Origin of the sequence: Cypionkella sp., assembly GCF_034376685.1 — a bacterium.
Lineage (GTDB): Bacteria > Pseudomonadota > Alphaproteobacteria > Rhodobacterales > Rhodobacteraceae > Cypionkella.
Window position 1 is genome coordinate 29,000 of sequence record NZ_JAXMJJ010000027.1, and the last position, 16,227, is coordinate 45,226.

Sequence of the window (16,227 nt, forward strand, 5' to 3'; positions counted from 1 at the left end):
TGATTTGAGGTCCATATGTTCGCCCGCGCCAATCTGAGTTTGCTGTTCATTCTGTTCACGGTGGCGCTGGATGCGATCGGCATCGGGCTGATCTTTCCGGTGATGCCGGATCTGATGGAGGAAGTGACCCACTCCGGTTTAGGCGAGGCGGCGCTTTGGGGTGGCTTGCTTGCGACCTCTTTTGCGGTGATGCAGTTTCTGTGCGGGCCTTTGGTGGGCAACCTATCGGACCGATACGGGCGGCGGCCGGTGTTGCTGGTGTCTTTGGCGGTAATGGCGCTGGATTATGTTGCGATGGCCTTGGCGCATACGGTTTGGCTGTTGCTGGCGGCGCGGATTGTCGCGGGGGTCGCGGCGGCGACGCATTCGACGGCGAATGCTTATGTGGCGGATATCTCGGCCCCGGACGCACGGGCGAAGCGGTTTGGCTTGATCGGGGCGGCGTTTGGCATTGGCTTTGTGGCAGGGCCGATGCTGGGCGGGCTGCTGGCCGGAATTGATACCCGCGCGCCGTTCTGGGCGGCGGCGGGTCTGGCCTTCGCCAATCTGGTGTTTGGTTGGTTCGTGATGCCAGAGAGTTTGGCTTTGGCGCATCGGCGCGGCTTTACTTGGGGGCGCGCCAATCCGTTGGCCTCGCTGCGCGCGATCCGCACCTTGCCGGGGTTGAAGCCGCTGTTGCTGGTCAGTTTCCTGTATGCGGTGACGTTCAACGTCTGGCCAGCGATCTGGGCCTATTACAGCAAGGCGGCGTTTGGCTGGGATGCCCGGTGGATCGGCTTTGCGCTGGCGGGGTTCGGGGTGTGCATGGCGTTGACGCAAGCCTTGCTGGTGGCCCCGATGATCCGGCGAATGGGCGAGCGGCGCACGGCGGCGGTGGGCATGGGGCTGGAGGTGGTGTCTTATGGGTTTTACGGCCTTGCGACCTCGGGCTTCTGGGCGCTGGTGTTCACGCCGATTGCGGCTTTGGGCGGGGTGACCGGGCCGAGCTTGCAGGCGATGATGTCGCGCGCGGTGCCGGAAAATCAGCAGGGCGAGTTGCAGGGGGTGAACTCATCGCTGAACGCTTTGGCGATGATTGTAGCCCCTTTGGTGATGACGTGGGTGTTTGGGATTTTCACCTCTGCGTCGGCACCGTTTTACCTTCCGGGTGCGCCATTTCTGCTGTCTGCGACAATTATGGTCGCGGGTTTGCTAATCTTTGTCGCGCGAACGCGCGAAGCGCCGCGACCCTAGGCTAGCCTGACCCGAAACAGGGAGGCTTATATGAAGCTGAGAGATCTGGAGATTTTCACCGTGGCTCCGCCCGCGCCGGGCTGGGGCGGGCGCTATTGGACCTTTGTGAAGCTGACCACCGACAACGGCATCGTTGGCTATGGCGAGTGCTATGCCTCGACCGTTGGCCCCCGCGCGATGGATGCGGTGATCCATGATGTGTTCGAGCGGCATATGCTGGGCGAGAACCCCGAAAACATCGAGTTGATGTATCGCCGCGCCTATTCTTCGGGCTTCACGCAGAGGCCTGACCCGACCGTGATGGGGGCGTTTTCGGGGCTGGAGATTGCCTGCTGGGATATTTTGGGCAAGGCGCGGGATCGTCCGGTATGGGCACTGCTCGGCGGGATGATGAATGAGAAGGTACGGTCTTACACCTATCTCTATCCGCAGCCCGGAGAGATTCCGGCGGATTTCTGGGTAAATGCCGATATGGCCGCCGAAGCTGCGGCTTTGTGTGTCCAGCAGGGCTTTACGGCGGTGAAGTTTGACCCGGCGGGCCCCTATACCATTCGCGGCGGGCATGAGCCTGCGATGTCGGATATTTCGCGCTCGGTCGAGTTCTGCAAGAAAATCCGTGAGGCGGTGGGCGACAAGGCGGATCTGTTGTTTGGCACGCATGGGCAATTTACCACGCCGGGGGCGATCCGGTTGGGGGTGGCGATCGAACCGTATAATCCGTTGTGGTATGAAGAGCCGATCCCGCCGGATAATCTGGCCGAGTTTGCGGAAGTGGCGCGGTCGGTGCGGGTGCCGCTGGCGACCGGCGAGCGGTTGTCCACCAAAGCCGAGTTTGGCGCTTTGTTGCGGCATGGTGGGGTGAAGATTTTGCAGCCTGCCTTGGGGCGTGTCGGCGGTATTTGGGAGGCGAAGAAAATCGCCGCGATGGCCGAGGTGTTCAACGCCGAGATGGCGCCGCATTTGTATGCGGGCCCGGTGGAATGGGCGGCGAATGTGCATTTCGCGGTGTCGATCCCGAACATCCTGATGGCAGAGACCATTCAGACCGGGGGCGCGTTTCATCTGAAGCTGATCAAGCATTCGTTGAAATGGGAGGATGGCTATATCCTGCCGCCGACAGCGCCCGGCTTGGGGATCGAGTTTGATGAGGATGTGGCGCGGGCGCATCCCTATACCGGGACGGCATTGCATTTGCAGATGCAGGAAGCGCCGTGCGATTATCGCCACGGCAATCGGTTTGAGGGCGGAGCGCCTGCACCAACCACGGTTTGACCGCCTGATATTGCGGCAGATCCTCCAGCGATCCGCCGCTTCGGTGCGCAAGTGGCTCCGTTGTGGCGGGGCCACGATTTTTCTCAAAAATCGGCTGTTTGCGGTAACGATTCTCGCGTAGAACGGGCCACCCCCCAAAGGATGCGTTCATGACCGATTTTCTGTTGCTGGCCTTCATCTTCCTTGTCGCCGGGGTGTTTGCGGTGCCGATTGCAGCGCGGTTGGGCCTTGGGTCGGTGCTGGGCTATCTGATCGCGGGGATTTTGATCAGCCCGGTGTTGGCGATTTTGCAGGTGGATCTGATCTCGATCCAGCATTTTGCCGAGTTTGGCGTGGTGATGATGCTGTTTCTGGTCGGGCTGGAGCTGGAGCCGAAGAACCTGTGGGACATGCGGGCGCGGCTTTTGGGCTTGGGCGGTGGGCAGGTGGCCTTGACCATACTGGCGGTGATGGCGGTGGCGATGGCGGTGGGTCAGAGCTGGTCGGTGGCGCTGGCGGTGGGCTTGGTGTTTTCGCTGTCGTCCACGGCGATTGTTTTGCAGAGTTTGGGTGAAAAGGGCTTGCTGAAAAGCGATGCGGGCCAAGCCAGTTTTGCGGTGCTTTTGACGCAGGATATTGCGGTGATCCCGATGCTGGCGCTGATCCCGCTGCTGGCTTTGCCGGAGTTGCAGGGCGGCCACAGTGTGACCGATCATGCCGAAGCGTTCACGCTGGTGGCCGGGCTGAACGGCTGGCAGGTGGCTTTGGTCAACATTGCCGCGATCATTGGCGTCATTTTGGGCGGCAGCTATTTGACGCGGCCGGTGTTTCGGTTTGTGGCCTCGGCGCAGTTGCATGAGTTGTTCACCGCGACGGCGCTGATGATGGTGATTGGCATCGCACTGCTGATGACGCTGGTGGGGTTGTCGCCGGCCTTGGGGACGTTCCTGGCGGGGGTTGTGCTGGCGAACTCTGAGTATCGGCATGAGCTGGAATCCGACATCGACCCGTTCAAGGCGCTGCTGCTGGGGTTGTTTTTTATGACCGTCGGCGCGGGGGTGAACTTTGCACTGCTGTGGGGCAATCTGGGGCAGATTTTGGCTCTGACCTTTGGGCTGATCGCAATCAAAGTGCTGGTGTTGCTGGTGCTGGGGCGGGTGTTCAAACTGGCGGGGGCAGATAAGTGGCTGTTCGGGCTGGCCTTGGCGCAGGCGGGGGAGTTTGGCTTTGTGCTGATCTCACTGATGGTGTCGTCTGCCGTGCTGCCGCCCGAGATTGCTGACAAGCTGCTGCTGATCGTGGCGTTGTCGATGCTGCTGACGCCGGGGTTGTTCATTTTTTACGACAAGGTGATCGCCCCTCGTTTTGCCGAAACATCGCAGCGCGAGGCCGACGAGATCACGGACCCCAGCCATATCATCATCGCAGGCATTGGCCGGGTTGGCGGCTTGGTCAACCGGATGCTGCGGGCTGCGGGCTATCATACCACGGTGATCGACTTCAGCAGCAAGCAGTTGGAAATGATGGCAAAATTTGGCGTGAAGGCCTATTTCGGCGATGCCTCACGCCCCGATATTCTACATTCGGCGGGCATTGCCGAGGCCAAGCTTTTGGTGATCGCGATTGATGATCGCGACCAGATCACTGAAATGGTGCGCCATGCGGTGGCCTCCTATCCGAACCTGCACGTGATCGCGCGGGCGGTGGATCGGAACCATGTGTATGATCTGTGGGCGGCGGGGTGCCGGGATATTATCCGCGAAACCTATGACAGTTCGATCCGCATGGGGCGCTCGGCGTTCGAGGCTTTGGGCGCGACGCCCGAGCAGGCCGAGGCGATGCGGCAGGTCTATCATGTGGCGGATCAGAAGATCATGCGCGCAATGGCCGATCACTATGATCCGAAGATTCCGAACTTTGAGAATGCCGCCTATGTGGCGCGGGCGCGCGAGTTGACGGCAGAGGTCGATCAGAAACTGATCGTGAAATTCGCCGAGATTTTGGGCAAGCCCGCGTTTGAGACGCTGTTGCCGGGAGCCGAGCGCGGCGGGCTGGAAGAGCAAATTGAGCCACCGTTGGAAAATGTAGAGCCAGAAAAGATTTCTGGCTGAGCCCAGTTTCTGGCTAAGGCCTGTTCAGCCAAGCTGCGACAACAGCTGTGCCAAGGCTTTCGGATCAGTTGACGCGTGGGTTTCGGCCAGTTCTGCATGAAGCTTGCCATGCTCGGCACACCAGAGTGGGGCCGCTTGGCCGACGAGAACGCGGCCTGCTTCGGTCAGCACCGGGCGGCGTGCGCGGGCATCGGTTTGATCGGGGATCAACTGCAACAACCCGCGTTTTTCCAAGGTTTTTGCGGCGGCGGTCATCGTGGTGGCATCCATCGCCAGAAACTCGGCCAACTCGCCCATGCGCGGCTGCCATTGGCCGCTCAGCGCGACCAGCATCGAAAACTGGCCATTGGTCAGGCCCAAAGGCGCGAACAACCGGTCAAAACGGCGGGCCAGTTTGCGCGCCGCGCGTTGGGCCGCAAGGCACAGGCATTGATCGCGGATCTGAAGAACGGTTTCGATGGGGAGGCTTGATTGCTGCATTTTATATTGATATCAAACTATGTGGAGCAGGACAAGCGGCGGGTTGTCGCAGCCAGCCTGCACGGGGGGAAGCATGGCGGATTCTGGGTATCGCTGGGTGATCGTGGCGGCGGGCGGGGTGATGGGTTGCGTCGCGATGGGGGCGTTGTTCTCGTTGCCGGTTTTGCTGACACCGATGGTCGAGGCGACCGGTTGGTCGCGGACGGGCATTTCAGCGGCAATGACCTTTGCGTTTCTGGCGATGGCGGCGATGGCGATGATCTGGGGGGCGCTGTCGGATCGCTATGGCGCACGACCCGTGGTGATGGCAGGGGCGGCGCTGTTCTCGGTGAGTTTGTGGCTGGCGGGGCAAGCGACCTCACTTTTGATGTTTCAGATTTGTTTTGGCGTTTTGGTCGGTGGATCGGTGGCTGCGTTCTTTGCGCCACTGATGGCGACGGTGACGGGATGGTTTTCCACGCAGCGCGCGCTGGCGGTGTCGCTGGTGTCGGCGGGGATGGGGATGGCGCCTGTCACCATGTCGCCCTTGGCGGCATGGCTGGTGCAGAGTTACGACTGGCGCACGGTGCTGGCGATCTTGGCGGGACTTGTGGCGGCGGTGACTTTGCCGCTGGCTGTGCTGTTGAAGCGCCCGCCGGTGCAAGACGAGATTACGGGGTTTGATGCGCCGGACACGACGATGACGGTGCGGGGGGCGGTGCGCTCGCCGCAGTTCGTCGTACTGGTAGCGACGAATTTCTTCTGCTGCGCCACGCATTCAGGGCCGATCTTTCACACCGTCAGCTATGCCGAGATTTGCGGCATCGCGGCGCTGGCGGCGGTGTCTATTTACTCGGTCGAAGGTATCGCCGGGATGTTCGGGCGGATTGGGTTTGGCGTGATGGGGGATCGGTTTGGGGCAAAACGCGTGCTGGTGGCGGGGCTGCTGGTGCAGGCGTTCGGGGCCTTGGGCTATTTCTTTGCCCGCGATCTGGGGCAGTTTTACGCGATAGCGGCGCTGTTTGGCTTTATCTATGCCGGGATCATGCCGCTGTATTCGGTGCTGGTGCGCGAGAATTTCCCGATGAAGATGATGGGCACCATCATGGGTGGCATCGGCATGGCGGGCAGTTTGGGGATGGCAACCGGGCCGGTGTTGGGCGGTTGGATTTTTGACACCACCGGCAGCTATGGCGGGCTTTACATCACCTGCTTTGCATTGGGGTTGGCGGCTTTTGCGGTGGCGATAACGTTTCGGCCTTTCGCCAAGCCGCCTGTGGTGGGGGCTTTGGCTTAAGGGGTGGCCCTGCCCTATACGGGCAGGGTGATGGGCTTAAACCTCAACGCCGCCTTTGACGCCGGTGATGTAGCTGACGATGTCGTTGCCGTCGGTTTCATCCTTGCGCAAAGACGCGACGATGCGGCCCCGGCGAAACACCACGATACGGTCCACCAGATCAAAGACTTGCCGCAGGTTATGGCTGACAAGGATCAGCGGCACACCGCGTTCTTTCAAGCCGCGGATGATGTTTTCGACCTGCGCGGTTTCCTGCACGCCCAAAGCCGCGGTGGGTTCGTCCATGATCACCAGTTTCGACGCAAACGCCGCTGTGCGGGCAATCGAGACGCATTGGCGCTGACCGCCCGACATGTTGCGGATCGGGTTGTCGACGTTGGGGATTTTCACCGCTGTCGTCTTCAGCGCCTCCATCGTCTTCTCGCGCATCGCCTTGCGGTCGAGGATCGAAAACGGCCCGAGTTTCAGCTTGAACAGCTCGCGACCGAGAAACAGGTTGGACGGCACGTCAAGATCGTCTGCCAAGGCGAGGGTTTGGAACACGGTTTCAATGCCGGATTCGCGGGCTTGCAGCGGGCCCGCGAAATTCACGGGTGCGCCGTCAAAGATCACATCACCTGCCGAGCGTTGCTCCACGGCGGTGATCTGGCGCACGAAGGTCGATTTGCCCGCGCCATTGTCGCCAACCACGGCAACATGTTCCCCGTGGCGCAGGGTGAAATTGGCGTCTTCCAGCGCGTGCACGCCGCCGTAGCGTTTGGTCAGGCCACGGGTTTCAAGGATAAATTCGCTCATGCCCGTGCCCCCCGGCTTTTTTGCCGCCATTGATCCAGCACCACCGCGCCGATGATGATCGCGCCTTTCACCATCTCTTGGTAATAGGCGTCCAATCTGAGGAAGGTGAAGCCCGAGATGATCACGCCGAAGATCAGCGCGCCAATCACCGTGCCGATGATCGAGCCGCGCCCGCCTTGCAGGGATATGCCGCCGATCACTGCCATGGCGATGGCGTCGAGTTCATACATCACCCCCATGTTCGCCTGTGCGGTCTGGCCCTTGGACGACACGACGATGGCGGCGACTGAGGCCAGCATCCCGGCGATGACATAGACCAGCACCTTATGACGGTCGACGTTGATGCCCGACATCCGGGTGGCTTGCTCATTGGAACCAATGGCATAGCTGTGCTTGCCGTATTTGGTGTAGGTCATGATCAGATGAAACAGTACGGCCAAGGTGATGAACACGAACACCGGGCGCATGCCAGAACCGATGGCGTTGTAGCTTTCGGTTGGGAAGGAAATCGGGTTGCCGGTGGACCACCAACGAGCGAAGCCACGGGCCGAAACCATCATGCCAAGCGTGGCGATGAAGGGCGGGATTTTGGTATAGGCGATCAATGCGCCGTTGATCAGGCCTGCGATCAGGCCGCAGCTTAGGCCGACAAGGATGGGAATGAGGATCGGCAGATCCATCGCCCAATCACCAAAGATGGCTTTCGGGTTGGGGTTACCGTTGACGAGGGCGGTTTGCGCGAAACTCATCGCGACCATAGCACTGGCGCCGACGATCGAGCCGGAAGACAGGTCAATCCCGCCGGTGATGATCACTTGCGTCACGCCGATGGCGATGATGCCGACGGTGGCGACTTGCAGGATGATGATCGAGAGGCGCTGGGTGTTGAACAGGCCTGTGGTGCCCTCACGGGTGTTGAACAGAAAGCTGTCGCCGATGATCAGGCGACCCAAAACCTCAAACGCCACGACGATGATCAGAAACGCGATGAACACGTTCAATTCTTGCGGTCGGGCTTTCTTCGATGGATCGTATTTCAGGCCACCTAGGCCATGCGTCGGTTCTGCCACGGGCTTCTCTCCCCCAAGTTTGTCAGATGAAAACAGTCCCCCGCGTTTCCCGGCGCGGATGCGGACAAAGGGCGACACCTTGGCGGTATCGCCCTTCTTTCCCGTCAGGGATCAGTTCTTGGCAGCGTAATCGGCGACGTTCGCCGGGGTCACCAGTTGGAACGGCACATAGACTTTCCGATCAACGGCTTCGCCTTTCGACAGCTTGATTGCCGCATCCAGAGCGCCCGCGCCCTGCCCTGCGGCGTCCTGGAACACCGTCACATCAAGATCGCCCGCTTGCATCGCCGCCAGCGCGTCTTGGGTGGCGTCAATGCCGCCGACCACGACGGTAGCCATGTCGATATTGGCGGCTTTCATCGCCTGGATCGCGCCGATTGCCATTTCGTCATTGTTGGCGATGACGCCATCAAACGCGGTGCCCGAGGACAGCCAGTTGGTCATCAGGGTTTGCGCCTGATCGCGGCTCCAGTTGGCGGTTTGCTCGTCGATGATGGTCAGTTCGACGACACATTTGCCAGCGGCCATCACGTCATGGATGTCAGCGGTGCGCTGAACGGCGGCTTGGTTGGAAAGCTCGCCCATCATGACGTACACATTGGCTTTGTCTTTGCCAGCGGCTTTCAACTGCGCGCAAACTTCGATGGTTTCCAAGGTGCCAGAGTCGACCTCATTCGAGGCGACAAAGGCTTGGTTGTCGGGCAGCGTGTCGACGTTGATCGGCTGGCGGTTGACATAGACCAGCGGAATGTTGGCAGCGGCGGCGGCGTCCGACATCGCTTGGGTCGCCGAAGTGTCGACCGGGTTGACGATGATCGCGGTCACACCCGAGGCGATGAAGTTGTTGATCTGGTCCAACTGCTTGGCGACGTCGTTCTGCGCGTCTTCGATTTGCAGCGACACGCCGAGTTCCTTGCCTTTGGCATCCATGCCGTTGCGCAGAACGGTCAGGAAGTTGTCGTCAAACAGCGCCATCGACACGCCGATGCCATCCGCCATCGCCGAAGTGCCCATCAGGGCGACAAAGCTGGCGGTCATAAGGGTCTTTTTCATGTGTCTCTCCTCCACAAGTCGGTGTCCGGCACACCGTTTTTGGCCGGACCGCCCTCTCCCAAGGGCGGTATTCTGTCCGGGTCAGGCAGCAACGCCCGCGCGGATGAATTCCATAGATGCCGCAAGCGCGGATTTGGGGTCAGCCAGATCGTGGACCGATGCGGCGAAAGGCTCATAGCTGATGGCGCCGGTGTAGCCCGCAGCGCGCAAGGCGCGGATTTGAGCGACGTTGCCCAACAGGTCATCGGCATCAACCAGAACCCGGTGCGAGTCGCGCATGTTATTGACGTAGAGGCTGTCCTTGACGCCGGAGACATGCACGATTCCAGTCAGATCGGGGTAGATCGGGCCACCGCCAGCAAGGGCATGGTGGAAGGTGTCATGCACGATGAAATAGGTGCCTTTGCCGCCGACGGCTTCGATGACTTCCGCCAGAATGTCTTTGTAGCGCAGGGAACAGACCTCAAACCCCAGCGGTTCGACCATGGCCTTAAGACCGTAGGATTGCAGCATCGGCAGCAGGGCGCGCAGGGCGGTTTCGGTGACTTGGCGGCTTTCGGCACGTGAGGTCGCCACATTGTCATTGCGCGGGATCAGGCTGATGGCTTCGGCGCCGCAAGCCTTGGCGATTTTCATCAGGGCTTCGGCCTCGGCGCGTTTGGCATCGGACCAATCGTTGAACATTTTAACCTCGGCCAGCGCGAGGATGCGCAACCCGCGCGCTTTGGCAGCGCTGCCCACTTCGGCGGGGTCTGCACCATCAAACAGCGGGGTCTGGAAATCATTGCGGAATTCGACACCCTCACAGCCTAAGGACTGCGCCAGATCAAGAAAGGCCAGCCAGCCCAGTTTTGGTGTGGTCATATGGTTCAGCGCGAAAGGCAGCATGTTTGGAAATTCCTCGACTCACGGCCCCTCCTCGGGCCAGTTCTGCAACTGTCGTAGAATTGATATTCTATTTCAAGCCGTAAATCATCCATTAGTTCTACCGTGAGGTTCGCGAGATGATGTGTTTTGCCGAGATTACTTTCGCGGCCTTGCGCTTTGCTACGAAATGTCAGGTCAAAGCCGGTGTCAGATAGACTCGGACACATGCAGATCAGGCGGCAGAAAATGCTGCAAGCCTCCGGGACCACGGCCTTCGGTGGCAGCGCGGGTCATGATCACCATCAGGTCGCGGCACAGCTTTTCCAGCGGGGTATCGACGGTCAGGGTGATCAGACCCTCGGCCAGACCGCTGCGCGATTCGGGGGTGAGGGCCGACACGATCAATGCAATTTCGCCCGGCGCGCGGGCCTCGCGCAGGGCGGCAATCGCGCCCTCCATGCCACCACCGGCCACATAGATGCCGCGCAGATCAGGTTGACGGGCCAGCAGGTTGAGGGTGGCCTCATAGGTCAGTTGCCGCGTCTCAAGGTTAACCAGCGTATCGAGAACCGTCAGATGCGGCGCACATTCGCGCAAGTAGCCGCGAAATCCGGTCTCGCGCAGCTCGTGGCCATGCCAGCGATGGCCACCGACAAACAGCGCCATCACGCCGGGCTTTCGAGCGGTTTGATGCATGAACCAGCCTGCGGTGCGGCCCACTTTCAGGTTATTCAGCCCCAAATAGCCCGCGCGGGCACCTTGGGCGAAATCTGACAGCAGCGAAAACACCGCGAGGCCTTTGCTGGAAAGCTCCTCAACCGCCGCCGTCACTTCGGGGTGGTTAACGGCGGTGGCGGCCAGCACATCGCAGCGCCCCGCCATCGCGCGCAGGGCGGTGGCCATCTCACCGGGGGCCTGGCTGCTGGAAAACTCCAGCACCAGACGGCCCTGCACACCGGGGGCCTGTGCGACGGCGCGGTGCAGGGCCTCGGCGAAGGCCTTGTAGAAATCCTGCCCCTGCTTGTGCAGCACGACGCCAAAGCGGATTTCGCGCAGATCGGTGGGGCGCGGCGACAAACGACGCGCGGCGGGGTGGCCGATGCGTTCCGCCGCCGCGATGATCTGGGCGCGGGTGTCTTCGCGCACAGGTTCGCGTCCGTTCAGCACGCGATCTACCGTGGCAATCGAAACCCCCGCCGCGCGCGCCAAGTCTGCCATTCCCAAGCGTTTCATCGCATTCTCCTGATGAGTTTACATCACCCATGCGGTCATTCTGACGAAATATGATGAGAAATGCCAGAGCTTGGCTTGGCAAAAAATAGAATTTATCTTCTATTTAGTGTGCAGAACTGGTCAGAGAGGGGGAGCTTCCATGACAAAACGCGATTATTCGCTGCTGGGGCCGGACGGCGCGCGGGCGGTGGAGACGGGTCTGGCGGCGGCGGAGTGGTATCACACCGAGGTGCCACGCAAAGAAATGAAGGCGCTGATGCAGCGCAGTGACGCGCCTGCGATCCGCGATACCGTGCTGCTGTATGGGCTGATGATCGCCTTCGCGGGGATCGGAATTTATCTGTGGCCGTCGTGGTGGTCGGCACCGTTCTGGCTGGCTTATGGGGTGCTTTATGGCTCGGCCAGCGACAGCCGTTGGCATGAATGCAGCCACGGCACGGCGTTCAAGATCCCGTGGATGAACAATGCGGTCTACGAGATTGCCAGTTTCATGATCATGCGCAACTCGGCGACCTGGCGCTGGAGCCATGCCCGCCACCATACCGACACCTATATCGTCGGGCGTGACCCCGAGATTGCGGTGATGCGGCCTCCGGCTTTTGCCAAGCTGATCGCCGGGTTCTTTGGTTTGCCGGATGTGGCGGCGTTCTTCCCGCGGATGCTATATAATGCCTTCATCGGCGTGCATCCGACCGAGAAAACCTATGTGCCGGAAAGCGAATGGCCGAAGGTGGTGCGGGTGGCGCGGATTTCGACCGTGATCTATGGCGCGACTTTGGCGCTGGCGCTCTGGATGAGCTCGATCCTGCCGTTGATGGTGATCGGCCTGCCGCGGATCTATGGCGCGTGGCATCATGTGATGACCGGGCTGTTGCAGCATGGCGGGCTGGCCGACAACGTGATCGACCACCGGCTGAATTCGCGGACGGTGTATATGAATCCGGTCAGCCGCTTCATCTATTGGAACATGAACTATCACGTCGAACATCACATGTTCCCGATGGTGCCGTATCACGCCCTGCCCCGGCTGCATGACGCGATCAAACATGACCTGCCCGCGCCGAATACTTCGATTGCGCAGGCGTTTCGCGAGATGTGGCCCGCGCTGCGGCGGCAGTTGGCCTATGAGGATTATTTCCTGAAGCGCGAGCTTCCCGCCACCGCCAAACCTTACCGTGAAGACTTTCATCTGGCAGCCCTTGGGGCCGCCCCGACTGCTGCGGAGTAGAACATGACCCAATGGATTGACGCCTGTGCCACTGATGACATCGACGCGGAGGATCTGATCCGCTTCGATCATGCTGGGGCGACCTATGCGATTTACCATGCGCCGGATGGTGAATTTTACGCGACGGCGGGCAAATGCACGCATGAAGAGGTGCATTTGGCAGATGGGTTGGTGATGGATTATGTGATCGAATGCCCGAAGCACAATGGTCAGTTTGATTACCGCACTGGCGAGGCCAAGCGCGCGCCGGTGTGCATCAATCTGAAAACCTATCCGGTGAAGGTTGAGGGCGGTCGCGTCTTCATTCAGGTGTCCTGATGGCACGTTTGACGGTCAAGGATTTGCTGGATGCGCGCGGCAAGCACCAGTTCGCCATGCTGCGGGTGGAGACGTTGCAGGAAGCAGAGGCTGCCGAAAAGGCCGGAGTGGAGTTGCTGTCGATCCCGCCTGCGATGATTTTGGACCGGCAGTTTCGCGATGCCGCGCCGAATGCTTTCGCCTTTCCGGGGGATAATTTCTACGAAATCGGCGATACGGCGGACTTCCTGAAATGGGCGTTTCCGCTGTTCAAGGCCGGGGCGGATGGGTTTTATTGCTCGGGGTCTTTGCAGACGGTGAAGGCGATGGCGGATCACGGTTTGCCGGTCTGCGGCCATGTTGGGTTGATCCCGTCGAAGCGGACATGGACGGGTGGATTTAAGGCGGTCGGTAAGACTTTGGCTTCGGCGCAGCTGGTCTATCAGCAATGCAAGGCGCTGGAGGCGGCGGGGGCGTTCGCGGTGGAGATTGAGGTGGTGCCACATTCGATCACCGAAGCGATAGCCGCCAAAACCGGACTGTTCCTGATCTCGATGGGGGCTGGGCCTGCGGGCCATGCGCAATATCTGTTCAGCGATGATGTGCTGGGGCAAACCAGTGGCCATGTGCCGCGCCATGCCAAACGCTACGCCGATTTCGCCAGCGAACACGCGCGGTTGCAGCAGTTGCGGATCGCCGCGATGACGGCATTTGCCAGCGACGTGCATGACGGGGCGTATCCCGCGCCGCAGTATATGGTGGATAGTGACGCTGACGTGGTGGCGGCGTTTCGGGAATGGCTGGAGGGGCAGGACTAAGGCCAATCCAAGGCTGAAACATCAAACCGCCCGCCGTGCGAAACGGCGGGCGGTTTGATTTGTGGCAGAGAAATGGCGACTCCGGAAGGACTTGAACCCTCAACCCCAGACTTAGAAGGTCCGTGCTCTATCCAGTTGAGCTACGGAGCCGCAGAATGCCTATGTGCGGCAGGATGGGCCGTTACGCAAGGCTGCGCGTCATGTAAAGCGAGTTCGGGTCCAGCGTGTAGCCTTCAAACGGCGGGCAATCCTCAAACCCGGCTTTGTAATACAGCGCGCGGGCGGCGACGAAAGTGGGTTGCACACCGGTTTCAAGCGAGAGGCGTTTCAGGCCAGCGGCTTTGGCTTCGGCCAAGAGATGATCAAGCATGGTGCGTGACAGGCCCCTGCCCCGCGCCTCGGTCAGCACATGCATGGATTTGATCTCGGCATGGCTGGCGTCGATGCGTTTGAACGCGCCCATCGCCAAGGGTTGCCCCCCATCACGCAGCACGAAGAAATCCACCTCGGGGATCGCCAGTTCCGAGGCATCCATCATATGGATACTTTCCGGCGGCGTATCGGCGTGCATGTCTTCGCTGTGGCGCTGCATCAGCAGCGCCAGATCCGCGTTGAGCGGGCTTTCCTTGGTGATGGTCACACTCATTGCGTCAAACTCACTGAGGCGCGCCCATCAGGTCGGTGCCATTGACCAGCAATCCGCCGGTCGCGGTGGATTCGACTTCCCAGACCAATGCGCCATCGGCACCGGGTTTGGCCATCGCTTGCGCCATGTCCAACATCGGCGCCATTTCTTGCATGCCCATTTCCGGCGGGCTTGCCATCAGCGCAGCTTTGATTTCCTCCAAGCCTTTCAGGGTAACGGTGCCCTTGCCAACCGGCATCGGCATCGCAGGTCCAGCGGTCATCGCGCCTTCAAAGCCCAAGGTATAGGCCGGAGCCGTGGCACCACCCGGTGCGAGGGTGATGTCCACCACACCTTCGGGCAGCAATGCGGCCAGCATCTGACCTTCAAACTCGGGGCCCGGAGGGGTGCCCGTCGGCAGATCCAGCAGACCAAGGCCAAGGCTCGCCGCAGCAGCCAGATCGAACTTCGACACCGCAAAATCAAGCGTCAGGTCGGTCGGCACCAGTGGTGCTGCGAAGGGCGGCAACACACCTTCGGGCACGGTCAGGCCGCTTAGGGTGAAGGCTTCACGGAACTTGCCGTCTGTCACAGCGCCGTTCATGTCAACGACAACTGCCGCCTCGTCCAGCCCAAACTCGCCCACGGGCGAAGCCACGGTGATATCCTTGTAAGACATTGTCACAGCAAGGTTTTCAAAGATGGGCAGCGCCGATTGAAGCTGGGTTTTCAACCCGGCCTTGTCCGCCTCGATCAAGGCTGCATCGGGATGCGCAACGAACCACGCCAGCAACCCATAGAGCGCCTGCGGTTTGTAGCCTTTGATGCCACCCGAACCGCTGCCCTCGGCAATTGTTGCAGTCAGGTTGATCGGCGGGGCACCTTCACCCATCGGCATCGTCATTTCATAGACAATACCGCTGGTTTCGGTGGTGAACTGGCCATCGACGCCCATCGTGGCCGCCACAGCCGTGCCGTCCATCACCATGCTGTCTTGCGTAGCCTTGACGACGATTTCGCCGCCCATCGGATCGGGTTGGGTCTGCTCGGAAACAACATCCGACATCTCAAAGTGGTATTCCGAGGTATCGCCCAAAGCCTCGTCGAACACGCCGGTCAGTTGAACAGAGCCGTATTCGGTCTTGGTGCTCATTACACCGGGCATCGTATAGGCCAGCGACACCGGCTGATCGAGGCTGTAATCCCAAGTGCCGTCCTCGTTATCGGTCAGCGTCAGGTTCAGCGGCGACACCGTGGCTGTCAGCCCCTCGGCCGGGATCTTGGCGACCAGCGGCGCGGGGTCGATGGTGACGACATACGAGTCGCCATCGACCGCGACAGCAACCACGCCCTCAGTGGTGCCAAGGTAGTTCTGGAAGGTGGCGGTCAGAGCAGCCGCGCCTTCCGGCGTCGCTTCTGCCGAAGCGAGGCTGGCGCAAAGGCTAAGCGGCAGGGCAATGAATGAAGAATAACGCATCGATGAACCTTTCTTGTTTGAAATAGCGGAGAGAAAACGCCCAAATGTTCTGGACACAGGTAATGCTTGCTGCGGCGTCAGTGGGTCCAAACACCACGACGGTCGGTCGCGAAATTCTCACCATAGCCGCGCTGGCGGATCAGAGCCTTGCGTTTTTGCGGCTCGGTCACATCAAATTCAATAGCGTTTGCAACAGCATAAGCTTCGGCGGCCTCACGGCTGTCAAAGCGCAGTTTGACCTGTGCCTGGGTGTCTGAAGAACTGGTCCAACCCATCAGCGGGTCAACCTCACGCGCCGAAGCCGGGGCGAATTCCAGCACCCAGCCCGTGGTTTTCGCTGTGCCAGACTGCATGGCTGTCTTGGCGGGCTGATAGATGCGGGCGCGCATGATGAAAACTCCCTAAGCGTTAGG

The 16,227-nt window shown here is 60.4% G+C and carries 16 protein-coding genes and 1 tRNA gene; 7 read left to right on the plus strand and 10 right to left on the minus strand.

Annotation, left to right across the window (positions count from 1 at the left end):
• Window positions 1–15: 15 nt before the first annotated feature.
• The 3 genes from U1A24_RS05740 to U1A24_RS05750 all read left to right on the plus strand — a co-directional run bounded on the left by U1A24_RS05740 (window position 16) and on the right by U1A24_RS05750 (window position 4,595).
• Entirely contained in the window at window positions 16–1,233 is a 1,218-nt protein-coding gene (locus tag U1A24_RS05740) for a TCR/Tet family MFS transporter (RefSeq protein ID WP_322321014.1), read from the plus strand.
• 30 nt (window positions 1,234–1,263) lie between these two features.
• On the plus strand, window positions 1,264–2,505 hold the full coding sequence (locus U1A24_RS05745) for a mandelate racemase/muconate lactonizing enzyme family protein (protein WP_322321015.1): 1,242 nt from the start codon (window positions 1,264–1,266) through the stop codon (window positions 2,503–2,505).
• A 149-nt stretch (window positions 2,506–2,654) separates the two neighbouring features.
• Window positions 2,655–4,595 (plus strand): cation:proton antiporter, encoded by a 1,941-nt coding sequence (locus U1A24_RS05750; RefSeq protein WP_322321016.1) that lies wholly within the window; start codon window positions 2,655–2,657, stop codon window positions 4,593–4,595.
• Between the two features lie 24 nt (window positions 4,596–4,619).
• Here U1A24_RS05750 and U1A24_RS05755 read toward each other — a convergent pair whose 3' ends face one another.
• On the minus strand, window positions 4,620–5,075 hold the full coding sequence (locus U1A24_RS05755) for a MarR family winged helix-turn-helix transcriptional regulator (RefSeq protein WP_322321017.1): 456 nt from the start codon (window positions 5,073–5,075) through the stop codon (window positions 4,620–4,622).
• A 73-nt stretch (window positions 5,076–5,148) separates the two neighbouring features.
• Between U1A24_RS05755 and U1A24_RS05760 the strand changes: the two genes are divergently transcribed.
• A complete protein-coding gene (locus U1A24_RS05760) occupies window positions 5,149–6,351 on the plus strand; it encodes an MFS transporter (protein WP_322321018.1) in 1,203 nt (400 codons plus the stop codon).
• Between the two features lie 36 nt (window positions 6,352–6,387).
• Here U1A24_RS05760 and U1A24_RS05765 read toward each other — a convergent pair whose 3' ends face one another.
• The 5 genes from U1A24_RS05765 to U1A24_RS05785 form a co-directional block, all read right to left on the minus strand.
• On the minus strand, window positions 6,388–7,146 hold the full coding sequence (locus U1A24_RS05765; protein ID WP_322321019.1) for an ATP-binding cassette domain-containing protein: 759 nt from the start codon (window positions 7,144–7,146) through the stop codon (window positions 6,388–6,390).
• Window positions 7,143–8,216: an ABC transporter permease gene (locus tag U1A24_RS05770; protein ID WP_322321020.1), complete on the minus strand. Its 1,074-nt coding sequence runs from the start codon at window positions 8,214–8,216 to the stop codon at window positions 7,143–7,145. The genes U1A24_RS05765 and U1A24_RS05770 overlap by 4 nt, the downstream gene beginning before the upstream one ends.
• Before the next feature lie 111 nt (window positions 8,217–8,327).
• Window positions 8,328–9,269: a sugar ABC transporter substrate-binding protein gene (locus U1A24_RS05775; RefSeq protein ID WP_322321021.1), complete on the minus strand. Its 942-nt coding sequence runs from the start codon at window positions 9,267–9,269 to the stop codon at window positions 8,328–8,330.
• A gap of 81 nt (window positions 9,270–9,350) precedes the next feature.
• Window positions 9,351–10,133, minus strand: coding sequence for a TIM barrel protein (locus U1A24_RS05780; protein ID WP_322321022.1), 783 nt, complete (start codon window positions 10,131–10,133; stop codon window positions 9,351–9,353).
• 210 nt (window positions 10,134–10,343) lie between these two features.
• Window positions 10,344–11,369 (minus strand): LacI family DNA-binding transcriptional regulator, encoded by a 1,026-nt coding sequence (locus U1A24_RS05785; protein WP_322321023.1) that lies wholly within the window; start codon window positions 11,367–11,369, stop codon window positions 10,344–10,346.
• A 139-nt stretch (window positions 11,370–11,508) separates the two neighbouring features.
• Here U1A24_RS05785 and U1A24_RS05790 point away from each other — a divergent pair, with 139 nt between their 5' ends.
• From U1A24_RS05790 to U1A24_RS05800, 3 genes are read left to right on the plus strand one after another with little or no spacing between them, the layout of a single operon-like run.
• Window positions 11,509–12,597 (plus strand): fatty acid desaturase family protein, encoded by a 1,089-nt coding sequence (locus U1A24_RS05790; protein ID WP_322321024.1) that lies wholly within the window; start codon window positions 11,509–11,511, stop codon window positions 12,595–12,597.
• 3 nt (window positions 12,598–12,600) lie between these two features.
• Window positions 12,601–12,915, plus strand: coding sequence for a MocE family 2Fe-2S type ferredoxin (locus tag U1A24_RS05795; protein WP_322321025.1), 315 nt, complete (start codon window positions 12,601–12,603; stop codon window positions 12,913–12,915).
• A complete protein-coding gene (locus U1A24_RS05800) occupies window positions 12,915–13,712 on the plus strand; it encodes a 3-methyl-2-oxobutanoate hydroxymethyltransferase (RefSeq protein ID WP_322321026.1) in 798 nt (265 codons plus the stop codon). Before U1A24_RS05795 ends, U1A24_RS05800 begins: the two co-directional genes overlap by 1 nt.
• Before the next feature lie 73 nt (window positions 13,713–13,785).
• On the opposite strand, the gene U1A24_RS05805 is transcribed toward U1A24_RS05800, so the two are convergent.
• The 4 genes from U1A24_RS05805 to U1A24_RS05820 form a co-directional block, all read right to left on the minus strand.
• A tRNA-Arg gene (locus U1A24_RS05805) sits at window positions 13,786–13,862 on the minus strand.
• Window positions 13,863–13,893: 31 nt separating this feature from the next.
• Window positions 13,894–14,358: a GNAT family N-acetyltransferase gene (locus U1A24_RS05810; RefSeq protein ID WP_416173462.1), complete on the minus strand. Its 465-nt coding sequence runs from the start codon at window positions 14,356–14,358 to the stop codon at window positions 13,894–13,896.
• 10 nt (window positions 14,359–14,368) lie between these two features.
• Window positions 14,369–15,814 carry a hypothetical protein gene (locus U1A24_RS05815; RefSeq protein ID WP_322321027.1) on the minus strand — a complete coding sequence of 482 codons (1,446 nt, stop codon included), beginning with the start codon at window positions 15,812–15,814 and terminating at the stop codon, window positions 14,369–14,371.
• A gap of 77 nt (window positions 15,815–15,891) precedes the next feature.
• Complete coding sequence (locus U1A24_RS05820; RefSeq protein ID WP_322321028.1) at window positions 15,892–16,203, minus strand: ETC complex I subunit; 312 nt, start codon at window positions 16,201–16,203, stop codon at window positions 15,892–15,894.
• Window positions 16,204–16,227 lie beyond the last annotated feature (24 nt).

What these genes read in the sequence shown, in the direction of transcription:
- U1A24_RS05790 (WP_322321024.1), top strand. Translation starts at nt 11,509, where the DNA reads ATGACAAAACGCGATTATTCGCTGCTGGGGCCGGACGGCGCGCGGGCG.
- U1A24_RS05810 (WP_416173462.1), bottom strand. Translation starts at nt 14,358, where the DNA reads ATGAGTGTGACCATCACCAAGGAAAGCCCGCTCAACGCGGATCTGGCG.
- U1A24_RS05755 (WP_322321017.1), bottom strand. Translation starts at nt 5,075, where the DNA reads ATGCAGCAATCAAGCCTCCCCATCGAAACCGTTCTTCAGATCCGCGAT.
- U1A24_RS05775 (WP_322321021.1), bottom strand. Translation starts at nt 9,269, where the DNA reads ATGAAAAAGACCCTTATGACCGCCAGCTTTGTCGCCCTGATGGGCACT.
- U1A24_RS05780 (WP_322321022.1), bottom strand. Translation starts at nt 10,133, where the DNA reads ATGACCACACCAAAACTGGGCTGGCTGGCCTTTCTTGATCTGGCGCAG.
- U1A24_RS05800 (WP_322321026.1), top strand. Translation starts at nt 12,915, where the DNA reads ATGGCACGTTTGACGGTCAAGGATTTGCTGGATGCGCGCGGCAAGCAC.
- U1A24_RS05815 (WP_322321027.1), bottom strand. Translation starts at nt 15,814, where the DNA reads ATGCGTTATTCTTCATTCATTGCCCTGCCGCTTAGCCTTTGCGCCAGC.
- U1A24_RS05740 (WP_322321014.1), top strand. Translation starts at nt 16, where the DNA reads ATGTTCGCCCGCGCCAATCTGAGTTTGCTGTTCATTCTGTTCACGGTG.
- U1A24_RS05765 (WP_322321019.1), bottom strand. Translation starts at nt 7,146, where the DNA reads ATGAGCGAATTTATCCTTGAAACCCGTGGCCTGACCAAACGCTACGGC.
- U1A24_RS05795 (WP_322321025.1), top strand. Translation starts at nt 12,601, where the DNA reads ATGACCCAATGGATTGACGCCTGTGCCACTGATGACATCGACGCGGAG.
- U1A24_RS05760 (WP_322321018.1), top strand. Translation starts at nt 5,149, where the DNA reads ATGGCGGATTCTGGGTATCGCTGGGTGATCGTGGCGGCGGGCGGGGTG.
- U1A24_RS05745 (WP_322321015.1), top strand. Translation starts at nt 1,264, where the DNA reads ATGAAGCTGAGAGATCTGGAGATTTTCACCGTGGCTCCGCCCGCGCCG.
- U1A24_RS05820 (WP_322321028.1), bottom strand. Translation starts at nt 16,203, where the DNA reads ATGCGCGCCCGCATCTATCAGCCCGCCAAGACAGCCATGCAGTCTGGC.
- U1A24_RS05750 (WP_322321016.1), top strand. Translation starts at nt 2,655, where the DNA reads ATGACCGATTTTCTGTTGCTGGCCTTCATCTTCCTTGTCGCCGGGGTG.
- U1A24_RS05785 (WP_322321023.1), bottom strand. Translation starts at nt 11,369, where the DNA reads ATGAAACGCTTGGGAATGGCAGACTTGGCGCGCGCGGCGGGGGTTTCG.